Raw genomic sequence first — 21,694 nt, 5'->3', positions numbered from 1 at the left:
GGCGCCCCCGGAGGCGGTCGCCCAGCGGCATGAGGGCGTGGACGCGTACCCGGGGGGGTGGGCCGGGGCCCCCCTCCGGGCCCACCCCGAAGCGCCGGAGCGGCCCGCTCGGCTCACGGCCAGAGCAACTCCCGATGCCAACCGTCGCCCTCGCGCACGTACCGCAGTCGGGTGTGCCGCCGGGACCGGTCGCCCTGCCAGAACTCGACCGTGTCGGGCCGCACGGTGTGCAGGGTCCAGCCCGGGGCGACGAGCCCCGGCTCCCGTTCCACCCGGGCGAGGGACTCCGCCAGGGCCCGCTCCCGCGCGACGGGATCCGTGAGGGGACGTGACTGCCGGCCGAGCAGCGCCTCGGCCCGCGCCCCGGCGCCCCGGGCGAGGAAGTCGGCCGCCGCGCGCTCGGCGCTCTCCCGGACCACCGGGCCCCGCACCCGCACCTGCCGGGCCAGCTCCGACCAGTAGAAGGTGAGCGCGGCGTGCGGGCGGGCCGCGAGCTGGCGCCCCTTGGGGCTGCTCGCTTCCGAGGCGAACCGCCAACCCTCCGGTCCCACGTCCTTGAGGATCAGCACCCGGGCCGCCGGCCGGCCGGCGGAGTCGGCCGTGGACACGGTCATCGCGTGCGGCTCACGGACACCCGCCCGGATCGCGTGGCGCAGCCACCGGGTGAACAGCTCCACCGGGGTGCCCGGCGCCTGCGACGGGTCGAAGTCGGGCAGCTCGCCGGCGAACACCTCCAGCCCGCGCAGTAGTTGACGCAGTTCCTCGCTCCCCGTCGTGCCGTCGGCCTGCTCCGTCGAACCGTCGTGCACGGCCCCTGACTCCTGCATCCGATACCCCTTGCGTGTGTGCCCGGTCCCCCCTGTGCGTGCACGGTGCGGCGGGCAGGCGGACTCCGGGCCCGTTTCCCTCAGATTAATGGAAGGGGGCGATCTGAGCATTAGTTTCCGTACCATGGCCGACATGGACCCCCTGATCCCCGCCCCCGATCCGGCCCTCGCACTGGAACTGGCGCTCACCCTCCGCCACGACGGCAGCGGCGGGGTCGCCGACGACCTCACCGACCCCGTGGGGCTCACCGACTGGGTCCGGCGACGTCCCACTTCCTTCGGGTACGGTTTCGATGCTGCCGGCTACACCGCGAATCCGGCCAACCTCGGCCGGGTGCGCCAACTGCGCAACGCGGTCCGGGCCCTGTTCGCCCGGGCCGTGCGACCGGCTCCCCCGAGCAGCGCCGACGCCTCCCGGCTGCTCCCCGTACCGGACGCCCTGGAGGTGCTGAACACCGCCGCCGGCCGGGTACCCGCCGTGCCCGTCCTCCGCTGGCCCGAGGGGAAGTCGCCCGTGCTCAGCCCGGCCCCCGCCGGCCCCGTCGCCCCCGGTGACCTGCTGCTGACCGCCCTGGCCAGCGCCGCCGGAGCCTTCCTGACGGGCCCCGACGCCGCACGGCTGCGGGCCTGCCACGCACCGCGCTGCGTCCGCTACTTCCTCAAGGAGCACCCCCGTCAGGAGTGGTGCAAGCCGGCCTGCGGGAACCGGGCGCGGGTCGCCCGGCACCACGAACGGCACCGCCCGGCGGGCTGAGAACCGCCCGCGAACCTGACCAACCCCACGACGGAATCCGGCCCGCGACACGTACCATGTCCGCATGTCCTTCCTCCGCCGACGCAGCGCCGCGACACCCGCCGGCCCCGACTTCGACGTTCTGGCCATGGAGCCGGGCGACTGGCCCGGGAACCTCGGTGCCGGACTGCTCCCGGCCCCCGACGGAAGCTGCCAGGGCGTGTTCCTCCGGTACGACCTGTTCGGTGGCCGCGGACCCGCGATGATCATCGGGAACCTCCCCGAGGGTTCCCCCGCCCGCGAGGTCGCTCCCGGGCAGATCCCCTTCGAGGTGGCGCAGCTGCTGCTCGCGCTGGAGAACGAGGAGGAGGTCACCGTCACCGGCTCCGAAGACGTACCGGTGATGCAGGGCGACAACCTCCTGATCGTGCGCCGCATCAAACTCTCCGAGGGCCGGATCTCCTGCGTCCAGTTCGACCGCAGCGACGGGGTGCTCGTCACCATCGCGGCCTGGGACCGACCGATCACCGACGACCTCTACGCCCTGCTGAAGCCCCTGCCCGCCGAGCTGTTCCAGCAGGGCTGACCGAACCTCCCCCGACCCCGCGCGGCCCGTGGCCCCGCGGGGTTCCTTCACTCTCCCGGCGCACCGTCCCCGGCGCGACCGCTCCGGCGGCACAGCCGGGCGCAGCCCAGCGCCCCCAGCGTCAGGGCCCCCAGCGCCGCAGCCGTCCCCGGGTACCCGCCGAGGGAGAGCCCCACGCCGCCGAGGGCGGCGCCCACGAAGACGCCGAAGCTCATGCCCGCCGCATTGACGCTCAGCGCCATCCCGCGCAGCGGGCCGCAGCGCCGCACCAGCAGGGTGGTGACACAGGCGGCCACCGCCGCGTGTCCCGCGCCCACGAGCGCGGTCAACGGCAGCGCGAGCACGAGCGACCGGCTGAAGAAGACCGCCACCAGCGCCGTCAGCGCCACCACCAGCCCGATCGTCATCAGCCGCTCGCCCGACACCCTCGGGTGCTCGGCGCCCAGCACCCGCCCGGTGAGGAGGTTGCCGACGAAGAAGGCCGCGCCGCTCAACGTCCAGACCAGGGCGAACGGGCCGGGCTCCAGGTCGAACCGCTCGTCGTAGAAGGCGGCCAGATAGGCGAGGTACCCCATGAAGGCGGCCGTGCGCAGCATCGCCACCCCCAGCAGCGGAACGACACCGGGCAGTGCGGCCAGGGCCCGGAAGGACGCGAGGTAGCCCGGCCGGGCCACCCCGTCCTGGTCCCGGCGCGCGACCGGTGCCGCGGCCTCCTCCCCGGCCGGTTCCGCGGAGCGCCGGCCCCGCCCCGGGCGCAGCAGGGCCAGGGCGAGCACCACCGAGACGGCGGCCACGGCCCACAGGTCCCCCTGCCAGCCCCAGAACGCGGCGGGCAGTGCGAGCAGCGGGGCGGCCAACAGCGCGGTCAGCGACTGGGTGGCGGTGACGAGCGTCGCCGCCCGGCCCGCCGCGGCACCGCTCCCGAAGCGGTCGGCCGCCGCCGCGGTGAGCGCCGGGTTCAGCACCGCGGTCCCGGCACCCACGAGCAGACAGAACCCCGCCAGCAGCAGGAAGTCACCGGAGGCGCCGAGGGCCGCGGCGAGTGCCAGTACCCCGAGCCCCGCCGCGGCGGCCCGCTCCTTGCGGACCCGGTCGATCAACGGGGCCAGCGCGGTGCCGACGGCCAGCGCGGCCAGCCCGCCGAGCCCCCGCAGCTGGCCCAGGGCGGCCACGCTGCCGTCCGCCGCCGAGGCGATCGGCACCAGGAAGGTGCTGTAGACGGTGAAGGGCACCAGCCCCACCGCCGACGCCAGCAGCAACGGCCACAGGGCGCGGACCATCCGCAGATCGCCCGGCACGGCCTCGCCGGTCCCGTCCTGCGTCGAACCGCTGGGCGCGCCCGGACCGGGCGCGGCGCCCGACGCCCGCCCGGGGGCCTTGACGGGGTGCGAGGTGTCGCCGCTCACGCCGCCGCCCGGTACCGGTACAAGGCCGTCTGGTCGGCGCTGAACTGCGAGAACGGGAAGGGTTCGGCGGAGAGGGCGTGGACCCCGGAACCCAGGAAGGCGCGGGCGACCGCGCTACCGGTCTGTGCGTACACCACCAGTGGCGTCCGCCGGGTGCGGCAGTGGTCGAGGATGACGTCGAAGCTGCCGTTGCCGAGGGTCATTCCGGTGGCGACCACGGCGTCCGCTTCGGCGAGGACCTGGTGCATGTCGTCGGTGACGGGGTCGCCCCACTGGGTGGTGCGCAGGTTGAAGTCGCAGGGCAAGCACACGCCGCCCTGCTCGCGTATCGCCGCCACCAGCGGGTTCACCACCCCGATCAGGGCGACCCGGGCGCCGGGCGCGATGTCGAGCAGTCCGGCGACGGCCGCGTCCCGGGCCCGGGCCCGTTGTTCGGGGGTACCGGTCGGCAGGGTGACGGACTCGGCGGTGCCGGTGTCGCGGTGCGGTCGGACGCGGGCCAGGTAGGCGTCCAGGGCGGCGATCCCCACGCACGGCACCTCGTGCCGGATCAACTCGTCGAGGGTCCGGCCCGAGGCGTCGGCGCAGAGGTCGGGGTGCGGGCCGTCGGCTTCGAAGGAGCAGGCGCCGAAGGCGTCTCCGGAGCGCAGCAGCAGGTAGTGGTTGCGATAGGTGACGTCGCCCCCGGCCAACCGGGTGGTGTGGTGCAGCCAGAACGCGCTGGTGACGGTCAGTTCACGGGGTGACGGACCGTAGGCGCCGTCGAGCACCGCGCGTCGGAGTTCGGGAACGGAGCGTGGCGGGGGTAGGGACATGTCGATTCTTCTCTCGTTCTGGTGGTCACGGGCAGGGGGGTGGGCAGGGTCAGGCGCCGGCGCACGGGGCTGCCGGCCGGGGTAGTGCGGGATCGACTCAGGGCAGGTCGGCCAGGCGCTCGTGCCGGTAGGGCAGCTCGGCGAGCGGCGGTCGCCCCGCGGGTTGGAAGCACAGCAGCAGCGAACGGCGGTCCGTGCCGCTGGTGTTGGGAGCGGAGCGGTGGACGATGAGACCGGGGAACACCAGCACGGAACCGGCCGGCGCCTCGACGGTCACGGCGCCGCTCACCCCGGTGCGCGCGGTGTCCACCAACAGCCCCGTGGGCTCGGCCCGGTCGCGGGGTGCGGGTCCGGCGCGGTGGCTACCGGGCACCAGGGACAGGGCGCCGTTGGCGACGGTCACCTCGTCCAGGTAGATCATCGCCGTGACCACGTCCCGTGCCGCGGGGCCCGCGCAGCAGTACCAGTACGGGAAGTCCTGGTGCCAGGGGAACGCCGAACCGACCCCCGCACGCTTGAAGTTGAGCTTCGAGGTGAACGGTCCGAGCCGGTCGTGCCCGAGCAGCCGCCGCACCGGTGCGGTGAGGCGCGGCTCGGTCCACAGGGCGTCCAGTGCGGCACTGAGCTGGGTGACGGGGGAGAGGCTGCGCACCACCGGGGCGTCGGTGTTCGGCTCCCAGTGGAGCGTGGCGCCGTCCACCCGCTCCAGCCGGTGTCCGTCCGGCCAGACGGTCACCTCCGCCTGCCCGTGCAGCGCCCGCTCCGTCACCCGGGCGAGCACCGCTTCGGCGGCCTCGCCCAGCGCGGCGGTCTCCGCGGCGTCGAAGAGCCGGGGGAGCAAGGCGAATCCGCGGGTCTGCGGGTCATGGAGGGGGGTGACGGACATGGGGGTGCCCTTTCGATCGGGGTGCGAGGCGGGGTCGGCAGTCGGTGGGGGAGGAGCGGCAGGGCCCGGTGGGGGCTGGGCTCCCCGGCCCGCCGGTACGCTAGACCGCTCTCGGTGCCAGGAGTTCCCCGCCACGCCGCCGCGCCCCGTCGAGGGGCGGCCAGTCCATCGTCGACCAGGGGTGCCGCAGTTCCTCCTGCCCGGTCACCTCGTGGGGGCGCAGGTCGTCGAGCCCGTGGGCCCGGGCGTGTCGTGCGTAGGCGCTGTCGACGTAGCGGTGTCCGGTGTCGGCGGCGAGGAAGACGTAGGTCCGGCCGGTGTCCCGGCTCCGTTCCCAGCGCGTGGCCAGGTACGCGGCGCCGGCCGACAGCCCGGCGAAGACCCCGCTGGCCCGCAACAGTCCGACGGCCCCCGACATGGCGTAGTCGAAGTTCACCCAGTGCACGCGGTCGTACAAGTCGTGCCGGACGTTGTGGAACGGGATCGAGCTGCCGATGCCCGCGATGATCATGTCCGGATCGCTGACGTGCCCGGCGCCGAAGGTCACGCTGCCGAACGGCTGCACCCCGACGAGCCGGACGTCGCGCCCCGCCTCGCGCAGATAGGTGGCGATGGCCCCGGTCGACGCCCCGGTGCCCACCCCGCCCACCACCGTCAGGGGACCCTCGGGGACCTCCTTGCCGACCAGGTCGGCGACATCGCGGTAGCCGAGGTAGTGGATGGAGTCGTGGTACTGCCGCATCCAGTGGTGGCCCGGGTGCTGGCGCAACAGTTCTTGGACGCGGGCCACCCGCAGGTTCTGGTCCAGGCGCAGGTCCTGGGAGGGGCGGACCTGCTCCAGGGTGGCCCCGAGTACCTCCAACTGGACGCGGAGCGTGCGGTCCACCGTGGTCGAACCGACGATGTGGCACCGCAGTCCGTAGCGGTGGCAGGCGAGGGCCAACGCATGGGCGTAGATCCCGCTGGAGCTGTCGACCAGGGTGTCGCCCCGTTCGATCTGCCCGGTCTCCAGCAGGTGGCGCACGGCGCCGAGCGCCGAGTACAGCTTCATCGTCTCGAAGCGCAGACAGACCGTGCCGGGCGGCACGGCGACGACCTGGGGTTCCTTGACCGCTTCCGCTACGTGCTCGTACATGTCCTGGTCCTTCGGTGTCGAGTGGGGGCGGGGGCCGGGGCTCGGTGCGAGGAGGTCAGCCGGTCCGCGTCAGCTTGAACAGGTACGCCTGGCAGTCGTCGGTGGGCCAGGTCTGACGGTGCGTCACCTCGGGGTGGAAGCCCGCGTCGACGGCGTGCGCGACGATGCGCCGCAGCTCCGCGGTGTTCGAGACGATCAGGTGGATCTCGCCTCCGGGAGCGAGGAGTTCGCGTTCGACCACCTGGTCGAAGAAACGGATCACGATGTCCGTCCCCACACAGACGTTGCGGACCACCGTGGGGTCGTCGCTCGTCGGGGTGCTCACCGCGGGCGGGTTGAAGGTGATGACCTCCAGTCGGGCGCCGGACGGGAACCCTTCGAAGAGGTTGGAGACCAGCGGGCGGAAGACGGTGTCGGGACGTTCGCCCACCAGGCGCGCGTAGTGCTCGGCGGCGGTGGCGACGCTGTCCGGGTGGATGTCGGACGCCCAGACCTCCCGGGCGCCCCGGGTGCCCGCGATCACCGCCTCGACCCCGAGCCCGGCCCCGATCGCCGCGTACGCCCGTCCCCGTACCGGGATCGTGCCGTCGAGCAGCCGGTCGTGGACGATCCGGCTGGTGTCCCCGGGACCGAACACGCCGGGCGGCAGGGCGAACGTCCAGCCGTGGTAGACGTAGGTCCGCCGGGAGTGGAGGTTCGACTTCGCGCTGTTGATGGCGAGGATCTCCGTACGCGGCAGTGTCTCGGGCAGCGCGTCGAGCAGGGCCCGCGTCCCGGAGTCGTGGCCCGGCGCGGTGCGGCGGGGCGTGGTCGGGTCATCGGTCATGGGGTGCTGTCCTTCGTGGTCGGGATCGGATGTCGGACGGGGTGGTGACGGGAACCGGCGGCCACGGGGGCGGCCCCGGCCGCCCCCAGGTCCATGGCCCGGACCAACTGCCGGGTGAGCGGGGCCCGGGGCGAGCGCAGCACCTGTTCGGGCCCGCCGCTCTCGACGACGTGCCCGCCGTCGATGACGACGAGGTGGTGGGCGACGACGGCGAGCAGTTCCAGGTCGTGGCTGACCCAGAGCAGTGCGGTGCCGCGGCGCTCGCGCAGTGCGGCGAGTTCGTCGAGCACCAGTCGGGTCGCGGCCGGGTCCAGTGCGGTGGTGACCTCGTCGCACACCAGGACGTCGGGTGCGGCGATCACGGCACGGGCGAGCGCCGCGCGTTGCAGCTCGCCCCCGGACAGGGCACCCGGCCGCCGTTGGACGGTCACCGGCGCGAGCCCCAGCCGTTCCAGCAGCTCCAGGGCCTCGTGCCGGGCCGTGTCGGGGTCGCGCCCGCGCAGCCGTACGGCGGTGCGGGCGACCTGCTCGGCGACCGGGCGGCGCTCGTCGAAGGAGGAGCGCACCTCCTGCCACACGTACTGCACCCGCTGTTTCTGTGCGGTGCTGCGGCGTCGCAGTACCGGCAGTGCGGTCCCGTCGAGCAGGACGTGACCCTCGTGCCGTTCGTGGAGCCCCGCGACGCACCGGGCGAGCGTCGTCTTGCCGCTGCCCGACAGCCCGGCCACCCCCACACAGCCCCCCGCGGGCAGGGACAGGTCCACTCCGTGCAGGACGGGGTCCCGCCCCCGGCCCGGCAGCCGCGCGGTGAGCCCGCGCACCTCCAGGACCGGCGGGACGTCCGCCGCCCCACCCGGGGTGTGGCGCACGGCCGCCACCGGGCGTCGGGCGGGCAGGGCCTGTGCGGGGGCGCTCCGCGCCGTGACCCGGCCCCGGTCGAGGACGACCACCTCGTCAGCGAGGGCGCGCACCAGATCGTGGTCGTGGCTCAGCAACAGGATCGCCGGGCCGCTGCGGGCCAGTTCGGCGAGTTCGTCGGCGAGCCGCATCCGGGTGACGGTGTCGAGTCCGGTGCTGGGCTCGTCCAGGACGAGCAACCGGGGCCCGCACACGAGGGTCTGCGCGAGCGCGACCCGCTGGCGTTGACCGCCCGAGAACTGGTGCGGGAACCGCCGTTCGGTGTCCCGCCCGGACGGCAGTTGGGCCGCAGCCAGGGCGTCGGCGACCGGCGCGCGGTGCGCGCCCCGGTGCAACCCGGCCAACTCGCGCAGCACGGCTCCGGTGCGTCGGGCCGGGTTGAGCGCGCTGCCCGGGTGCTGCGGCATGTACGCCACCACCCGGCCGCGCAGCGCGGCGGCGGCCCGGGTGACACCGCCCACGTCCACCACGGGGACGTCCCCCGCGCTCACCCGACCGCTCAGTCGGACGCCCGGTCCGGCCTCGCCGAGCAGCGCGAGGGCGGCCGTGGTCTTGCCGCTGCCGGACGGTCCGACGAGGGCGGTGATCCGGCCCGGGTGCAGATCCAGGTCGAGTGCGTCGAGCAGCACGGTGTCCCCGGCCCGCGCGGTGAGTGCGCGGACCGTGACGACGGGAGGAACGGGCGGCGGAGCGGTCATCGGGCACCCTCCCGGGTCCGGCGGGTTCGGGCGAGCAGCCGATCGGCGAGGAGGTTGAGCCCCACGGTGAACATGACGAGCATCGCGGCGGGCGCCAACACCGCCCAGGGCTGGATCAGCAGGCCCTCGCTGCTCCGGGACACGCTCACGGCCCAGTCCGGCGAGGTCGGGTCCAGGCCCAGGCCCAGGAAGTTGGCGGAGGCCACCAGGAAGACGGCGAGGGTGATCCGGGTGCCGGCGTCCGCGGCCACCGGGGACAGCGCCGAACGCGCCACGTGGCCCAGGTGGATCCGGGCCCGGGACTCGCCCTGCATCCACAGCGCCTCGGTCACCGGACCGCTCGCCGCGTCGAGGGCCGCCGCCCGCACCAGTCGCGCCACGGCGGGCACGTTCACGGTCGCGACGGCGAGGGCGATCGCCACGGGCGAGCCGCGCCACCCCACCGCCACCACACTGATGACCAGCAAGCTCGGCAGCGGCAGCAGGACGTCCAGCGGACGCATCAGCAACTCGTCGAGCCAGCGCCGCCGGGACGTGGCCGCCAGCAGCCCGAGCGCCCCGCCGACCAGGTAGGCGACCGCCACCGCGCCGAGTGACATGCCCAGCGCGCTGCGCCCTCCGTGCAACAGCAGGGCCAGTACGTCCCGCCCCAACCCGTCCGTTCCCAGGGGGTGTTCACCGCCCCGGCCGGTGTACGGGGCGAAGGCGCCGGCCGTCGCCGGCGCGGTCAGCGCCGGACCGAGCAGGGCCGCGCCGAGCGGCACCATCAGCAGCAGCGCTCCGAGCGGCGCGATCCGCCCGCTCCGTCGGCTTCGCTGAGGGGGTGGCGTCGTGTGTCCGCGGTTCACCGCATCTCCTCCATCCGGGGAACGAGCCGGTGGCAGACCAGGTCGGCGGCCACGCTGAACAGCAGGGCCGCCGCCGCCACGACCAGGGCGAGGCCCTGCACGGTGGGCACGTCACGCGCCTCCACGGCCCGGACCAGGGCGGTCGCGACACCGGGGACGGCGAAGACCGCCTCCACGATGAGCACCCCGCCGACCAGGTTGTCCCCGGTGCGGGCCAGTTCCTGGACCCCGGGGACGGCCGCGTTCGGCAGGACGTGCCGCAGCAGCAGCGTCCGGCGCGGCACGCCCAACCGCCGGGCCTGGACGACGTATCCCGTGCCGAGGACGTCGACCACGCCCGCCCGGACCTGCCGGGAGAGCAGGCACACCGCCCGCGAGGCCACCACGGCCACGGGCAGCACCAACAGGGCGGGCTGGGCGACCAGGCCGGCCGCGTCCACCCCCACCCAGGTCGCGGGCAGCCAGCCCAGTTTCAGCGAGAGACCGGTCACGAGCAGCAGGGCGAGCAGGAAGTCCGGCACCGCGTTGAGCGCGAGCGTCACCGCGGTGACCGCGCGGTCGAGCGGGCCGTCCTCGCGGAGTCCGGCGGCGACGCCGAGCAGGACCGACAGCGGGACGACCACGGCGAGGGTGACCGCGCCGAGGAGCAGGGTGGTGCCCGCCGATGAGGTCAGCACGTCCCGCACCGGGCCGCCGCTGACCAGGGAGGTCCCCAGATCGCCGGTGAGCACGTCGCCCACCCAGCCGAGGAAGCGTTCGACGGCCGGTCGGTCCAGATCCAGTTGCTCGCGCAGCGCGGTCACCTGCTCGGGCGTGGCGTCCTCGTTGTTGCGGACGTCGGCGGCGTCACCGGGCAGCAGGGACGTCAACGCGAACACCAGGGCGGCCAGCAGCAGGAGTTGGACTGCGCCGAGGGCGAGTCGCCCCAGGGCGTAGCGACGCATCCTCAGGCCAGCCACACGGTGTCGAAGCGGGCGGAGTCCAGGGTGTTGGGCGGAGCGGCCTGCACTCCGCGCACCCGGGCCGCGACCGCGTTCAGCCAGTCCGCGTGGCCCCACATCAGCAGTCCGCCCTCCTCGTGCACGGTGCGTTGGAGGCCCTCGAACCGTCGGGTGCGGGCGTCCTCGGCAGCGGTGGCCTGGGCCTTCGCGTAGTCGGCGTCGAAGTCGCGGCGGCGCCACGCCGAGGCGTTGAACGCGGACCGGGTGAGCAGCCGGTCGTGCAGGTACACGGGGATCGTCATCGCTCCGGAGCGGTGGCTGCCCAGGGCGCCCCGGGTGAGCTGGTCCTTGAAGTAGGTCTCGGACGCCCCGGTGGTGACCTTCACCCGCAGACCCGCGTCGGCGGCCTGCTCGGCGAAGAGGGTGGCCGCCTCCACGAACCCGGCGGCCACGGAGGAGGTGTACAACGACAGGGTCTTGTTGAGGGCGCCGGCCCGGCGCAGCAGGGCACGGGCCTCGGCGACGTCGCGTTCCCGCTGCGGGACGTCCCGCGGGTAGTACTGGTAGCCCTTGCCGAACATGTCGTTGCCGATGACGCCCTGTCCCCCCAGCACCACCTTCACCAACGCCTCCCGGTCGGCCAGCAGCTTGAACGCCGTCCTGACGTCGGGGTCGTCGAAGGGCTCCCGATCGCACTTCATGACGAGGGCGTGGGCGGTGCTGCCCGCGGCGGAGACCACGCGCACCGACCGGTCGGCGCGGGCGGTGCGGGCGAAGGTCGGCGTCACCTCGTAGGCGTACTCGGCCTCCCCGCCGCGCAGTGCGTTGCCCCGGGCCTCCGCGTCGGCGGACAGGACGCGCAACTCGTCGACGTGGGCGCCGCCGCCCCAGTGGTCGTCGAACCGCCGGGCGACGAAGGACCGGCCCGGGGTGAACGAGGTCAACCGGAACGCACCGGTGCCGACCGGCCGGGCCGGATCGCGGTAGCGGGCACTGACGATCGCGGTGCCCAAGGTGCCCAGCAGCGCCGGGAACTCGGCGTTGGGGGAGCGCAGGGCGACCTCCACGGTCCTTTGGCCGACGGCGCGGCTGGCACGCAGGTCGACGACGGACAGCAGGCTCCGGGCGAAGTGGTTGGTCGCCGCGGGGTCGAGGATGCGGCCGAAGGTGAACAGCACGTCATCGGGGTGCAGTTGCTTGCCGTCGTGGAAGAGGGCCTTGCGCAGGGTGAAGCGCCAGCGCGTCGCATCGGCGTTGGACTCCCACCGCTCGGCCAGCTGCGGGACGGGTGCCATGTGCGTGTCGAGGGCGACCAGTCGGTCGAAGAGGGCTTTGGTGCGGGCCATGTCGATGGCCAGCGACTCGGCGTGCGGGTCGATCGTCTCCTGCTCGCCGCCGCCGGTGAACAGGGCGCGGAACGTTCCGCCGCGCCGGGGCGCCGAGCCGGCGCCGGTGGCGCCACCGGGCGGGTCCCCGGCCCCGCACCCGGTGAGGGCGAGGGCCCCGGCCGCGCTGGTGGCGCCGGCCAGGGCGAGGAATTCCCGTCGGTCACGAAACGTCTGCATGCCGCTCCCCTGAGTCACTGTGCCTGGGCCGCGCACAGCAGGGGTCGGGGGTCGGCGCGGTCGGCGCACGGCCCGACTGCCGGGGCGGCGCGGCGAGCATCCCATCAGATGAAAATGATTGTCAATACGATCTGATGGGTAGGGGGTGCTCATGGACGGGTCCGGAACGGCCGAAGGCCCGCGGAGCACCCCCGTGCTGAGGGTGCTCCGCGGGCCTTCGGCCCGATCCGCCCGGGCGCGCGCCCGGTGGAGGCCGTCCGGGCCCGAGGACGTGGCCGCCCGGTGGTGGCCGCCGCGGTTCCGGCCGGCTCAGCGGGTGCCCACCGCCGCCCGTACCGCCCGGCGGGCCATCTGGCAGTCGTCGTGCAACCGCCGCAGCAGCAGCCGCTGTTCCTCGCCGGAGGGCAACCCGCCCGGCCGGCCCGGTCCCTGGGCGACCGGCGGCGGACCGTCCTGCATCGACCGCTGGACCGCCGTCTCGTACATCCGGATCTCCCGGGTCAGTACGAGCATCAGATTCACCAGGAACGCGTCCCGGGCGGCCGTGCCCTCCGCGTGGGCCAGGGTGATGATCTGACGACGGGCCATCGGCGCGTCACCCAGGACCGCCCAGAGCGTCGCGAGGTCGTAGCCGGGCAGGTACCAGCCCGCGTGCTCCCAGTCGACCAGCACCGGCCCGGGTGGCGACAACAGCATGTTCGACAACAGGGCGTCCCCGTGGCAGAACTGGAGCATGCCCTGACGCCCCGTCGACTGCGCGGCCTGGGCGATGCCGTGCAACAACTTCTGGAGGTCGCCCAGATCCCGGTCCGTCAACAGCCCCAACTCGTAGTACCGGTTGATGCGGGTGACGTAGTCCAGGGGCCGACCGAACGCCCCCTCCGGGGGCTGCCAACGGTTCAACTTGCACACCGCACCCAGAGCGGCCCGCAGGTCCGTCCGGGGCGGCGCCTCCACCGGATGCCGTTGCAGGGCGGCGGCGCGCCCCGGCATCCGCTCGATGACGAGGGTGCAGTTCTCCGGATCCGCTGCGATCAGCCGCGGCGCCCGTACGGGCGGCCGATGCCGGACGAACGAGCGGTATGCCGCTATTTCGTGCCTGCTCCGCTCCGCCCACACCGGCGACCGGTCCAACAGGCACTTGGCGACCGCGGTGCTGCGGCCGGTGGTCCCGACGAGCAGGACCGAGCGTCCGCTGCGCCTGAGGACCTGCACCGGCGCGAACTCGGGGCAGACCCGGTGCACCGAGGCGATGGCCGCCCGCAGTTGGGTGCCCTGGGGGCCGGACAGGTCGAGCCGTCCGCTGAGGGGGCCCGTGCCGAGTCCCGGTACGCGCCGTGTCCGGCCCCCCGACGCGGAGCGCGTGGGGTCCAGATAGGGCCCGCCGCCCGGCTGCGGGGGTGCCTCGCGCGTTCGTCCCGCCGGCGCGGCGGAACGGGGCGCGGAGGAGCGTGGGAGCCGGGGCGGAGCGGACACGGAGGACGACGCTGCGTACATGGGCGAAACAGATCCCTTCGTGTGCCGACGGTTTGCCTGCGCCCCCCGACCCGGCGGCCGACGGACACCCTGGGGAGTGCCCTTCGGCCGCCGGGCCAAGGTGGCGCCTTCCTACCTGACACCCGTGGTGTGGTGGCACACCATGTGGCGGACCCTGGCGAACCCTGGCGAATAGTCGCTCAGCAACTGCCCCGGGGGTTACCGGGGATACTGTCGACCCAGCCGAGATCCTGGGGGCTTGACGTGAGCGGACAACCCAACACCCGCCTTGCGGACCTGTTCGGCCTGGCCGGCTGGTCCAAGGGCGAACTCGCGCGGATGGTGAACCGGCAGGCGGCGGCCATGGGCCATCCGCAGCTGGCCACCGACACCTCGCGGGTGCGGCGTTGGATCGACACGGGGGAGATTCCGCGCGATCCGGTGCCCAGGGTGTTGGCGGCGCTGTTCACCGAGCGGCTCGGCCGTGTCGTGACCACTGAGGATCTCGGTCTGGTCCGGCACGGGCGCCCTGGCAAGCGGCGCGACGCCGGGAGTGCGGAGCACCCCGACGGCGTGCCCTGGGCCCCCGACCGGACGGCCGCGGTCCTCACCGAATTCACGGGAATGGACCTCATGCTCAACCGACGCGGCTTGGTGGGCGCGGGTGCCGTGCTCGCCGCTGGCTCAGCACTCAGCAGCGCCATGCACGACTGGCTGCACACCGATCCGGCCCTGGCGGCCGATGCCCCCCTCATGTTCGATCCGTTGCGCGCCGACCCCGCCGGGGCCGACCGCTACGAGGCGGCACCCATCGGCTTCCAGGAGATCGAGGGGCTGGAGACCTCGGTGGAGGTGTTCCGCAAATGGGACGCGTCCCGGGGCGGCGGACTCCAACGCAAGGCCGTGGTGGGCCAGCTCAACGAGGTGGGCGGCATGTTGTCGTACCGTCACCCCGAGCCCATCCAGAAGAGGCTGTGGGGCGTCGCGGCCAATCTCGCCGTCCTCGCCGGCTGGATGTCCCATGACGTCGGCTTGGAGCCGACCGCCCAGAAGTACTTCGTCATCGCCGCCCACGCCGCCCGTGAGGGCGGCGACCGGCCCCGGGCCAGTGAGGCCCTGTCCCGGGCCGCCCGGCAGATGGTGCACCTGGGCCGCCCCGACGACGCGCTCGACCTGATGAAGCTCGCCCAGTCCGGGTCCGGGGACGAGACCCTGCCCCGCACCCGGGCGATGCTCTACACCATCGAGGCGTGGGCCCAGGCGTCGATGGGGCGGGGCCAGGCCATGCGCCGCACCCTGGGGCACGCGGAGGACCTGTTCGGGTCCGACCGCAGCGACGTGCCCCCGCCGAGCTGGATGCAGATGTTCGACGAGGCGGACCTGCACGGGATGCAGGCCCTGGCGTACCGCACCCTCGCCGAACACGAACCGGCGGCGGCCCACACGGCGCAGCGGCACGCACTGCGCGCGCTGGCCCTGCGCAAGGAGGGGTACGACCGGTCGCAGATCTTCGACCACATCTCGATGGCTTCGGCGTGCTTCATCGCCGACGACCCGGAGCAGGCCGATGTGTACGCCCGCCTCGCCCTGTCCTCGATCGGGGCGAACTCCTCGCACCGCACCTGGGACCGGCTGCGCGAGATGTACCGGTTGACCAGCCAGTTCTCGGGCTATCCGAAGATCGAGGAACTGCGGACCAGCATCGAGCTGGTCATGCCCAAGGAGAAGCGCCGGGGAGGAGGGGCCGCCACGGCGTGACGACCGGGAGCACGGATCGCCCGTTCAGTCGGTGACCCGGGCGACGAGCACGCAGGCGTCGTCCTCGCGTTCCCGCTCACCCAGTTCCTCGACCACCAGTCGTACGCACTCCTGTGCGCACCGGGCCCGGGCGAACCGCGGTGCCAGGGCGAGCAGTCGCCGGGTGGCTGCGGTGCCGGAGTGCCGGGGGACGAGTCCGTCGGTGTGGAGCAACAGCAGGTCGCCGGGGTGCAGTTGTTCCTCGGCCTGTGCGTAGACGGCTCCCGTGGTGGCGCCGAGCAGGACACCGTCCGGTGGGGGCAGTGCACGCCCCGTCCCGTCGCGGAACAGCAACGGGGCGGGGTGCCCGGCCTGCGCCCACTGAAGGGTGCGGGAGGCCGGTCGGTAGCGGCAGACCACGGCGCTGCCCAGGGACGGTTGGACCGAGGCGTCGAGGAGGTGGTTGAGCAGTCCCAGGAGCGGGGCGGGTGCGGAACCCGCCACGGCCGTGGCGCGCAGACCGCCGAGCAGCAGGGCCATTCCGGAGGTGACGGAGACGCCGTGGCCGGTGAGGTCACCGACGCTGATCAGTACGTCGGAGTCCGGCAGTTCCAGAGCGTCGTACCAGTCGCCGCCGATCAGCGCGCTGGTCGAGGACGGCAGGTAGCGGGCGGCCAGGTCCAGCCCCGGGCCCCGGCGCGGGTAGCGCAAGGGGCCGCCCCACGGCGGGAGCACGGCTTCCTGGAGGGCGACGGCCACCTGGTGGGCGGCCCGTTCGACGTGGTCCTCGTGGCGCAGGGACTCGCGAGTGCGGCGCACGTCCCCTTCGCTGCGCCGTAGTTCGGTGACGTCACGCAGCACGGCCCACATGGCGGCGGTGCTGCCGTCGACGTCGAGGACGGGCTCCCCGGTCATGTGGACGGTGCGCTCGGTGCCGTCGGGGCGGGCGATCCGGAACTCGCCGTCCAGGGGTTTGCCGTCGATCAGGCAGCCGGTGACCATCGCGGTGAGCAGCGGTTGGTCCTCGGGGTGGACCAGGGAGGGGAGTTCGTCGAGCGTGAGCGGTGCGCTGGACGGGTCGAGACCCAGGATCGCGTACAACTCGGCGGTCCAGACGGCTTCGTCGGTGAGGAGGTTCCACTCCGCGCCCCCCGCTCGGGCGAGCGGGGAACCGGGGCGGCGCTCGGTGCCCGGGTGTCGGCCCACCGGGGTCAGGACGCTGGGCGTACCGCGGTCCGGGACGCTACGGACGTCCGGCGGTCCCTCGCGCAGTTGGGCGAGGTGCCCGTCCAGGTCGCCCAGGTGGCGCAGGGCCAGGTCGCACAGGGCCCGCCGCCACCGCGCCAGGGACTCGTCTCCGGGAGGGGTGCCGCGGCGCACCGCGTCGATGTCCCCCCGCAGTCGGCGGGTCTGCGTGATCAGCGAGTCGACCGGGTCATGCGGCGGGGGTGACGGGTCTGCGACGCGGTCCGCGAAGACATGGGGTGGCATGACGTACTCCGGAGAGGGAACGGTACGGCCAGGACGAGCGGGAGGACCGGGTACGACTGTCGCACAGCGCGGCATGTGCCGTAAGGGATTTGGCAACACCCGAGAGGGGGTTGCGCATGGCATATGCCTAAGGCGATACAGGTGGCCCCGTTCCCTGTGTCGGCCGTGAGGGTGCTCAAGTCTCCCACTCCGTGCGGTTGGCTGGTGACACGGGGTCATCGATCGCATGCGCGAATGCGATATGCATCAAATGGCTCTGTTGGGCGATTGCGGGGCAATGTCGGGTTACCGTGGGTTGCGTGGCGTGAATCACATATGCCATGGGTGTGCGGTCCGTCCGAAGTGCCGCTCCCTCCGCACCCGTTCCGGTCCCGTCTCACTCCCGTGGCGCGTACAGCCCCGGTCGCCCCGGCGGCGTCAGGGTGACCCGGCTCCCCGTCCGCCCGGCCCGGACCCCGGCCTCGGCGACCAGCGCCGCCGCGTACCCGTCCCATGCGCTCGCTCCCGTGGTGCGGCCCGCCCGGACGTCCGCCACCCAGGACCGCACCTCCCGGTCGTACGCATCCGCGAAGCGCGGCAGGAAGTCCTGCGGAACCTCGCGCACCGCGCCCGCCGCCGACTCCACCACGGGCCCCGGCTCCGCACCGATCCGTACCGCCCCCCGTTCGCAGACCGCCTCGCACCGCACCTGGTAGCCGAAACCGCTGTTCACGAAGACCTCCACGTCCACCAGGACCCCGCCCTCGGTCTCGAACAGCACGAACTGGGGATCGGCCATCCCGTCCGGTGCGAACCCCGACGGACGTGGTCGCAGCGCCGTCACGGCCACGATCTCCTCCCCGAGCAGCCAGCGCGCCGCGTCGATCTCGTGCGCCACCGAACTGCTGACCATCATCTGCGAGGTGAATCCGGGCGGCGACGACACATTGCGGTGCACGCAGTGCACCATCAGAGGACGCCCCAGCCGCCCCGAGCGCAGCACCTCCCGCAGCCGCCGGTACTCGCTGTCGCTGCGCCGCATGAAGCCGAGCCGCAGCAGCCGGCGGCCGAGCCGTTCCTCGGCCTCCACCACCCGCAGCGCGGCCTCGGCGCCGGTGGCCAGCGGCTTCTCGCACAGCACCGGCAGCCCCCGCGCGAACGCCGCCAGCACCGCCTCCTCGTGCGCCTCGTCCGGGGAGGCCACCAGCACGGCGTCCACCCCGGGCACGTCCAACGCGGCGAGCGGATCGGTGCGCACGACCACGCCGTCGATGCCCGCCGTGGCGCTCCGCGCCCGCTCCGCATCCGGATCGGCCACCGCCACCACCCGCGCGCCGGGGGTCACCCGGTCGATCCGCCGCACGTGATCGGTGCCCATGCGGCCGGCGCCCAGCACCGCCACCCCCACGCTCCGGCTCACCCGACGTCCTCCCTCACCACTCGACGGTGCTGCGGTACGGGGGTCGGCCCGCGCCCCCGGCATCGTGCCACGGTCGCCGTGCGGGCGGCTCCGCGGTCGGTCCCGTGGGCGCCGGGGCTTCTGCTCCGTTCGGGCGGCGAGCGGACCCGGAGGCGTCGGACGGGTGCCCGAGCGGGAAGCCATCGACGTGACCAGGGGTCCGGGCGTCGGGTCGCCGCGCCTCCCCGGGCCCGCACCCGCGCGCCGCACGGGACGGTGCGCACGAGCGTGCCGGACGGCGGCGGCACCCGACCCGGGGAGAACGACGACGATGACCTACCGGCCCAGCGACACCGCCCCGACCGCTTCCCCCGCCGGGTCGGCCCACCCGAGCCCGCCGCCCGGTCGCACGGCCGCGCACCCGGTGCGCGACTGGGCCGTCGACGACCTCCCGGCGCTCACCTTCGACCCGCTCCTGTCCGACGTGCTGCACGGGGAGCGGGTCGCCCGGATCACCCTGCCCTTCGCGGGGGACCGCCATGAAGCCTGGCTGGTCACCCGCTACGAGGACGTCAAGTTCGTCACCTCCGACCCCCGGTTCAGCCGGACCGCCCTCACCGAGACGACCGTCACCGGCATGTCGGGCCACCGGGTCGCCTCCACCGCCGGCCTCAACTACGCCGACCCGCCGTACCACAGCCGCTTGCGCAAGAGCGTGCAGAAGGCGTTCACGGGACAGGCCATGAAGCGGCTGCGCCCGCTCGCCCAGGAGACCTGCGACACCTTCCTCGACCGCATGGAGGAACACGGCTCCCCGGCCGACCTGATGGAGCACCTGCACGCGCCGGTCCCGCTCGCCGTCGTCTGCGACCTGCTCGGCGTGCCACGGGACGACCGGGACGGGCTCGTCGGCTGGGGCGACGTCATCCTGTCGATGACCACCCCGAAGGCCGGCAACGAGGCCAAGGCGCGCGTCACCGCGTTCATCGTGGACCTGCTCCACGCGCGGCGGGACCAGCCGTCCGACGATCTGGCCGGTGCGCTCGCCGAGGCGATGGGAGCCGGGGACATCACCGAGGCCGAGGCCGTCTCGCTGGCCACGGCGATCCTGGTCAGCGGTGCCCACGCGGTCCGCTACAACAGCGCCAACATGGTGTTCATGCTGCTGACCCGTCCGGAGCTGATGGCCCGGCTGCGCGCCCACCCGCAGGACCTGCCGCAGGCGGTGGACGAGTTGATCCGGCACATCCCGCACCGCAACGGCGTCGGCCTGCCCCGGATCGCCACCGAGGACGTCGAGGTGGGCGGAGCGTCGATCCGTGCGGGCGAGGCGGTCTACGCGTCCTACCTCGCGGCCAACCGCGACCCCGAGGTCTTCGAGGACCCCGACACCGTCGACTTCGACCGGCAGGGCACCGCACACCTGTCCTTCGGTCACGGCCCGCACCACTGCATGGGGGCGATGCTGGCGCGGATGGAGTCCGAGGTGATGGTCTCCACCCTGCTGGCCCGCTTCCCGGACCTACGACTGGCCACGGCCCCCGAGGACGTCCCCTTCCAGAGCAAGGGGTTCATCCGCGGTCCGCGGGTCCTTCCCGTCGCCTGGTAGCAGGCAGCTCCCGCGGCTCCTCGTCGCCCTCCCCCGACCCGGCCCCGGCCCCGTGTCCGTCTCCCTGTCCGTCTCCGTCTCCAGGGGGAGAGTGGGACGGCGCGGGGTCGGGGGCGCGTTGGGCCCGTTCCAGGAACCTGAGCAACTCCACCGGGAACGGCAGCACCAGCGTGGAGTTCTTCTCGGCGGCCACCGCGACCACGGTCTGGAGCAGCCGCAACTGGAGCGCCGCGGGCTCCTTGGACATCACCCCGGCCGCCTCGGAGAGCTTCTTGGACGCCTGGAGCTCGGCGTCGGCGTTGATGACCCGGGCCCGCCGCTCACGGTCGGCCTCCGCCTGGCGGGCCATCGAACGCTTCATCGTCTCGGGCAGCGACACGTCCTTGATCTCCACCCGGTCGATCTGCACGCCCCAGCCGACGGCCGGGCTGTCGATCATCAGTTCCAGGCCCTCGTTGAGCTTCTCGCGGTTCGACAACAAGTCGTCCAGATCGCTCTTGCCGATGATCGAACGCAACGAGGTCTGTGCCATCTGGGACACCGCGAAGCGGTAGTCCTCCACCCGGATGATCGCATTGGCGGCGTCCACCACCCGGAAGTAGACCACCGCGTCCACCCGCACCGTCACGTTGTCCCGGGTGATGCCCTCCTGGGCGGGCACCGGCATCGTGATGATCTGCATGTTCACCTTGTGCAGTCGGTCCACCACCGGGACCACCATGGTGAAACCGGGCTCGCGCACCCCGCCGTACAGCCGCCCCAGCCGCAGCACCACGCCCCGCTCGTACTGCTTGACGACCCGGGCGGCGGCGGCCGTGTACACGCCCGCGACACCCGCGAGCCCCACGGCCGCCCCTATCAGCTCCTGGATCATGGCGACCCCCAGACCTCCGAGGCGTCCCCCGTACCAGGGTATGCCCGCCCGGCGCGGTCCGGCCCGCTACCTGCGCAGCAGCAGGGACGTCACGCGCAGCCGACCGCTGTGGATCCAGACGTCCGAGTACTCCACCGGACGGTCGTCCGCCAGATAGGTGACTTGCTGGAGGTACTGGACCGGGCTGCCCGGAGCCAGCGACAGGGCCTCGGCGACCTCCGTCGAGGCGGCCTCGGCGGAGAACGTGCGACGGGCCGTCGCGATCTTCAGGCCGTAGGTGTTCTCCAGGACGCCGAAGAGGCTGGAGTCCGTGAAGTCCGCCCCTTCGATGCCCGGCGCGAGATCGGTGCGCACGAAGTTGAACAGCAGGGCGACCGGCCCGTCCGCGGTGCTGCGCACCCGCACCAGCCTGAGCACGCGGGTGGCGGGCGGGACGTCGAGCAGCGCGGCGACGGGACGGGGCGGGGTGATCAGCGCACACTCCCGCACCGCGGTGGAGGTCACCACGCCCTGGCTGGCGAAGTCCTCGGACAGGGTGCTCAGCTTCTGGGCGATGGCGGGTTCGATGACGGTGGAGGTGACGAACGTCCCGCGCCCGCGCACCTGCCGCAGCAGCCCCTCCTCGATGAGGGTCACCAGGGCGCGCCGCAGGGTGCCCCGGCTGACCCCGAACTCCTGGGCGAGTTCCGGTTCGCTCTTGAGCCGGTAGTGGGCGGGCCACTGGCCGCTCGCGATCCGCAGGCGGATGTGTTCCGAGATCTGGGTGTGGATCGCGGTGGGGACATCACGCCGGATGTCGGGCAGACCGGCTTCGTCGGCCGTCACGGTGCGGCGTCTCCTTTCCGGGGGGAGCGCCGTGCCCCCGCCTCCCGGGGCAGCCCCCGCCCCGCCGCCGGGGCCGGAAAGGGTTTGATTCAAGGCGGCGCGGGCGGGGGAGAAAAACAC

19 protein-coding genes are annotated in these 21,694 nt (G+C 73.6%); 4 read left to right on the top strand and 15 right to left on the bottom strand.

Annotated elements, in window-relative coordinates; translation table 11 throughout:
- Positions 1-113: 113 nt before the first annotated feature.
- Positions 114-827 carry a pyridoxal 5'-phosphate synthase gene (locus ACFWIA_RS07405; protein ID WP_387001312.1) on the bottom strand — a complete coding sequence of 238 codons (714 nt, stop codon included), beginning with the start codon at positions 825-827 and terminating at the stop codon, positions 114-116.
- 133 nt (positions 828-960) lie between these two features.
- Here ACFWIA_RS07405 and ACFWIA_RS07400 point away from each other — a divergent pair, with 133 nt between their 5' ends.
- On the top strand, positions 961-1,581 hold the full coding sequence (locus tag ACFWIA_RS07400) for a CGNR zinc finger domain-containing protein (RefSeq protein WP_387001311.1): 621 nt from the start codon (positions 961-963) through the stop codon (positions 1,579-1,581).
- Between the two features lie 64 nt (positions 1,582-1,645).
- Positions 1,646-2,146: a hypothetical protein gene (locus ACFWIA_RS07395; protein ID WP_387001309.1), complete on the top strand. Its 501-nt coding sequence runs from the start codon at positions 1,646-1,648 to the stop codon at positions 2,144-2,146.
- Positions 2,147-2,193: 47 nt separating this feature from the next.
- Here ACFWIA_RS07395 and ACFWIA_RS07390 read toward each other — a convergent pair whose 3' ends face one another.
- The 10 genes from ACFWIA_RS07390 to ACFWIA_RS07345 form a co-directional block, all read right to left on the bottom strand.
- Positions 2,194-3,552 carry an MFS transporter gene (locus ACFWIA_RS07390; RefSeq protein ID WP_387001308.1) on the bottom strand — a complete coding sequence of 453 codons (1,359 nt, stop codon included), beginning with the start codon at positions 3,550-3,552 and terminating at the stop codon, positions 2,194-2,196.
- Complete coding sequence (locus tag ACFWIA_RS07385; RefSeq protein ID WP_387001306.1) at positions 3,549-4,367, bottom strand: Rossmann-like domain-containing protein; 819 nt, start codon at positions 4,365-4,367, stop codon at positions 3,549-3,551. The genes ACFWIA_RS07390 and ACFWIA_RS07385 overlap by 4 nt, the downstream gene beginning before the upstream one ends.
- A gap of 97 nt (positions 4,368-4,464) precedes the next feature.
- Positions 4,465-5,253, bottom strand: a complete 789-nt coding sequence (locus ACFWIA_RS07380) for a phytanoyl-CoA dioxygenase family protein (protein ID WP_387001304.1) — start codon at positions 5,251-5,253, stop codon at positions 4,465-4,467.
- Positions 5,254-5,353: 100 nt separating this feature from the next.
- Complete coding sequence (locus ACFWIA_RS07375; protein WP_387001302.1) at positions 5,354-6,388, bottom strand: pyridoxal-phosphate dependent enzyme; 1,035 nt, start codon at positions 6,386-6,388, stop codon at positions 5,354-5,356.
- 55 nt (positions 6,389-6,443) lie between these two features.
- A complete protein-coding gene (locus ACFWIA_RS07370; protein WP_387001300.1) occupies positions 6,444-7,214 on the bottom strand; it encodes a methyltransferase in 771 nt (256 codons plus the stop codon).
- The gene (locus tag ACFWIA_RS07365; protein WP_387001298.1) at positions 7,211-8,830 is read right to left on the bottom strand and encodes an ABC transporter ATP-binding protein; all 1,620 of its coding nucleotides are present in this window, start codon (positions 8,828-8,830) and stop codon (positions 7,211-7,213) included. Before ACFWIA_RS07365 ends, ACFWIA_RS07370 begins: the two co-directional genes overlap by 4 nt.
- Positions 8,827-9,678 carry an ABC transporter permease gene (locus ACFWIA_RS07360; RefSeq protein ID WP_387001296.1) on the bottom strand — a complete coding sequence of 284 codons (852 nt, stop codon included), beginning with the start codon at positions 9,676-9,678 and terminating at the stop codon, positions 8,827-8,829. Before ACFWIA_RS07360 ends, ACFWIA_RS07365 begins: the two co-directional genes overlap by 4 nt.
- Positions 9,675-10,622, bottom strand: a complete 948-nt coding sequence (locus tag ACFWIA_RS07355) for an ABC transporter permease (RefSeq protein WP_387001323.1) — start codon at positions 10,620-10,622, stop codon at positions 9,675-9,677. Before ACFWIA_RS07355 ends, ACFWIA_RS07360 begins: the two co-directional genes overlap by 4 nt.
- Positions 10,623-10,624: 2 nt before the next feature.
- A complete protein-coding gene (locus ACFWIA_RS07350) occupies positions 10,625-12,184 on the bottom strand; it encodes an ABC transporter substrate-binding protein (protein ID WP_387001294.1) in 1,560 nt (519 codons plus the stop codon).
- A 309-nt stretch (positions 12,185-12,493) separates the two neighbouring features.
- Positions 12,494-13,681, bottom strand: coding sequence for an aminoglycoside phosphotransferase family protein (locus ACFWIA_RS07345; protein ID WP_387001292.1), 1,188 nt, complete (start codon positions 13,679-13,681; stop codon positions 12,494-12,496).
- A 243-nt stretch (positions 13,682-13,924) separates the two neighbouring features.
- On the opposite strand from ACFWIA_RS07345, the gene ACFWIA_RS07340 reads away from it, so the two are divergent.
- On the top strand, positions 13,925-15,418 hold the full coding sequence (locus tag ACFWIA_RS07340; protein WP_387001290.1) for a hypothetical protein: 1,494 nt from the start codon (positions 13,925-13,927) through the stop codon (positions 15,416-15,418).
- Positions 15,419-15,442: 24 nt separating this feature from the next.
- On the opposite strand, the gene ACFWIA_RS07335 is transcribed toward ACFWIA_RS07340, so the two are convergent.
- The gene (locus ACFWIA_RS07335) at positions 15,443-16,888 is read right to left on the bottom strand and encodes a PP2C family protein-serine/threonine phosphatase (RefSeq protein WP_387001288.1); all 1,446 of its coding nucleotides are present in this window, start codon (positions 16,886-16,888) and stop codon (positions 15,443-15,445) included.
- Between the two features lie 376 nt (positions 16,889-17,264).
- Entirely contained in the window at positions 17,265-18,287 is a 1,023-nt protein-coding gene (locus ACFWIA_RS07330) for a Gfo/Idh/MocA family protein (RefSeq protein WP_387001287.1), read from the bottom strand.
- 310 nt (positions 18,288-18,597) lie between these two features.
- On the opposite strand from ACFWIA_RS07330, the gene ACFWIA_RS07325 reads away from it, so the two are divergent.
- Positions 18,598-19,875: a cytochrome P450 gene (locus ACFWIA_RS07325; RefSeq protein ID WP_387001285.1), complete on the top strand. Its 1,278-nt coding sequence runs from the start codon at positions 18,598-18,600 to the stop codon at positions 19,873-19,875.
- On the opposite strand, the gene ACFWIA_RS07320 is transcribed toward ACFWIA_RS07325, so the two are convergent.
- Both ACFWIA_RS07320 and ACFWIA_RS07315 read right to left on the bottom strand, forming a co-directional pair.
- Positions 19,838-20,749 (bottom strand): slipin family protein, encoded by a 912-nt coding sequence (locus ACFWIA_RS07320; protein WP_387001283.1) that lies wholly within the window; start codon positions 20,747-20,749, stop codon positions 19,838-19,840. The genes ACFWIA_RS07325 and ACFWIA_RS07320 overlap by 38 nt on opposite strands.
- Before the next feature lie 66 nt (positions 20,750-20,815).
- A complete protein-coding gene (locus ACFWIA_RS07315; protein ID WP_387001281.1) occupies positions 20,816-21,574 on the bottom strand; it encodes a GntR family transcriptional regulator in 759 nt (252 codons plus the stop codon).
- Positions 21,575-21,694 lie beyond the last annotated feature (120 nt).

It is taken from the genome of Streptomyces sp. NPDC127068 (genome assembly GCF_042724695.1).
Lineage (GTDB): Bacteria > Actinomycetota > Actinomycetes > Streptomycetales > Streptomycetaceae > Streptomyces.
Note: the sequence above shows the minus strand (reverse complement) of the source record. Positions and strands in the feature narration are given on the sequence as shown.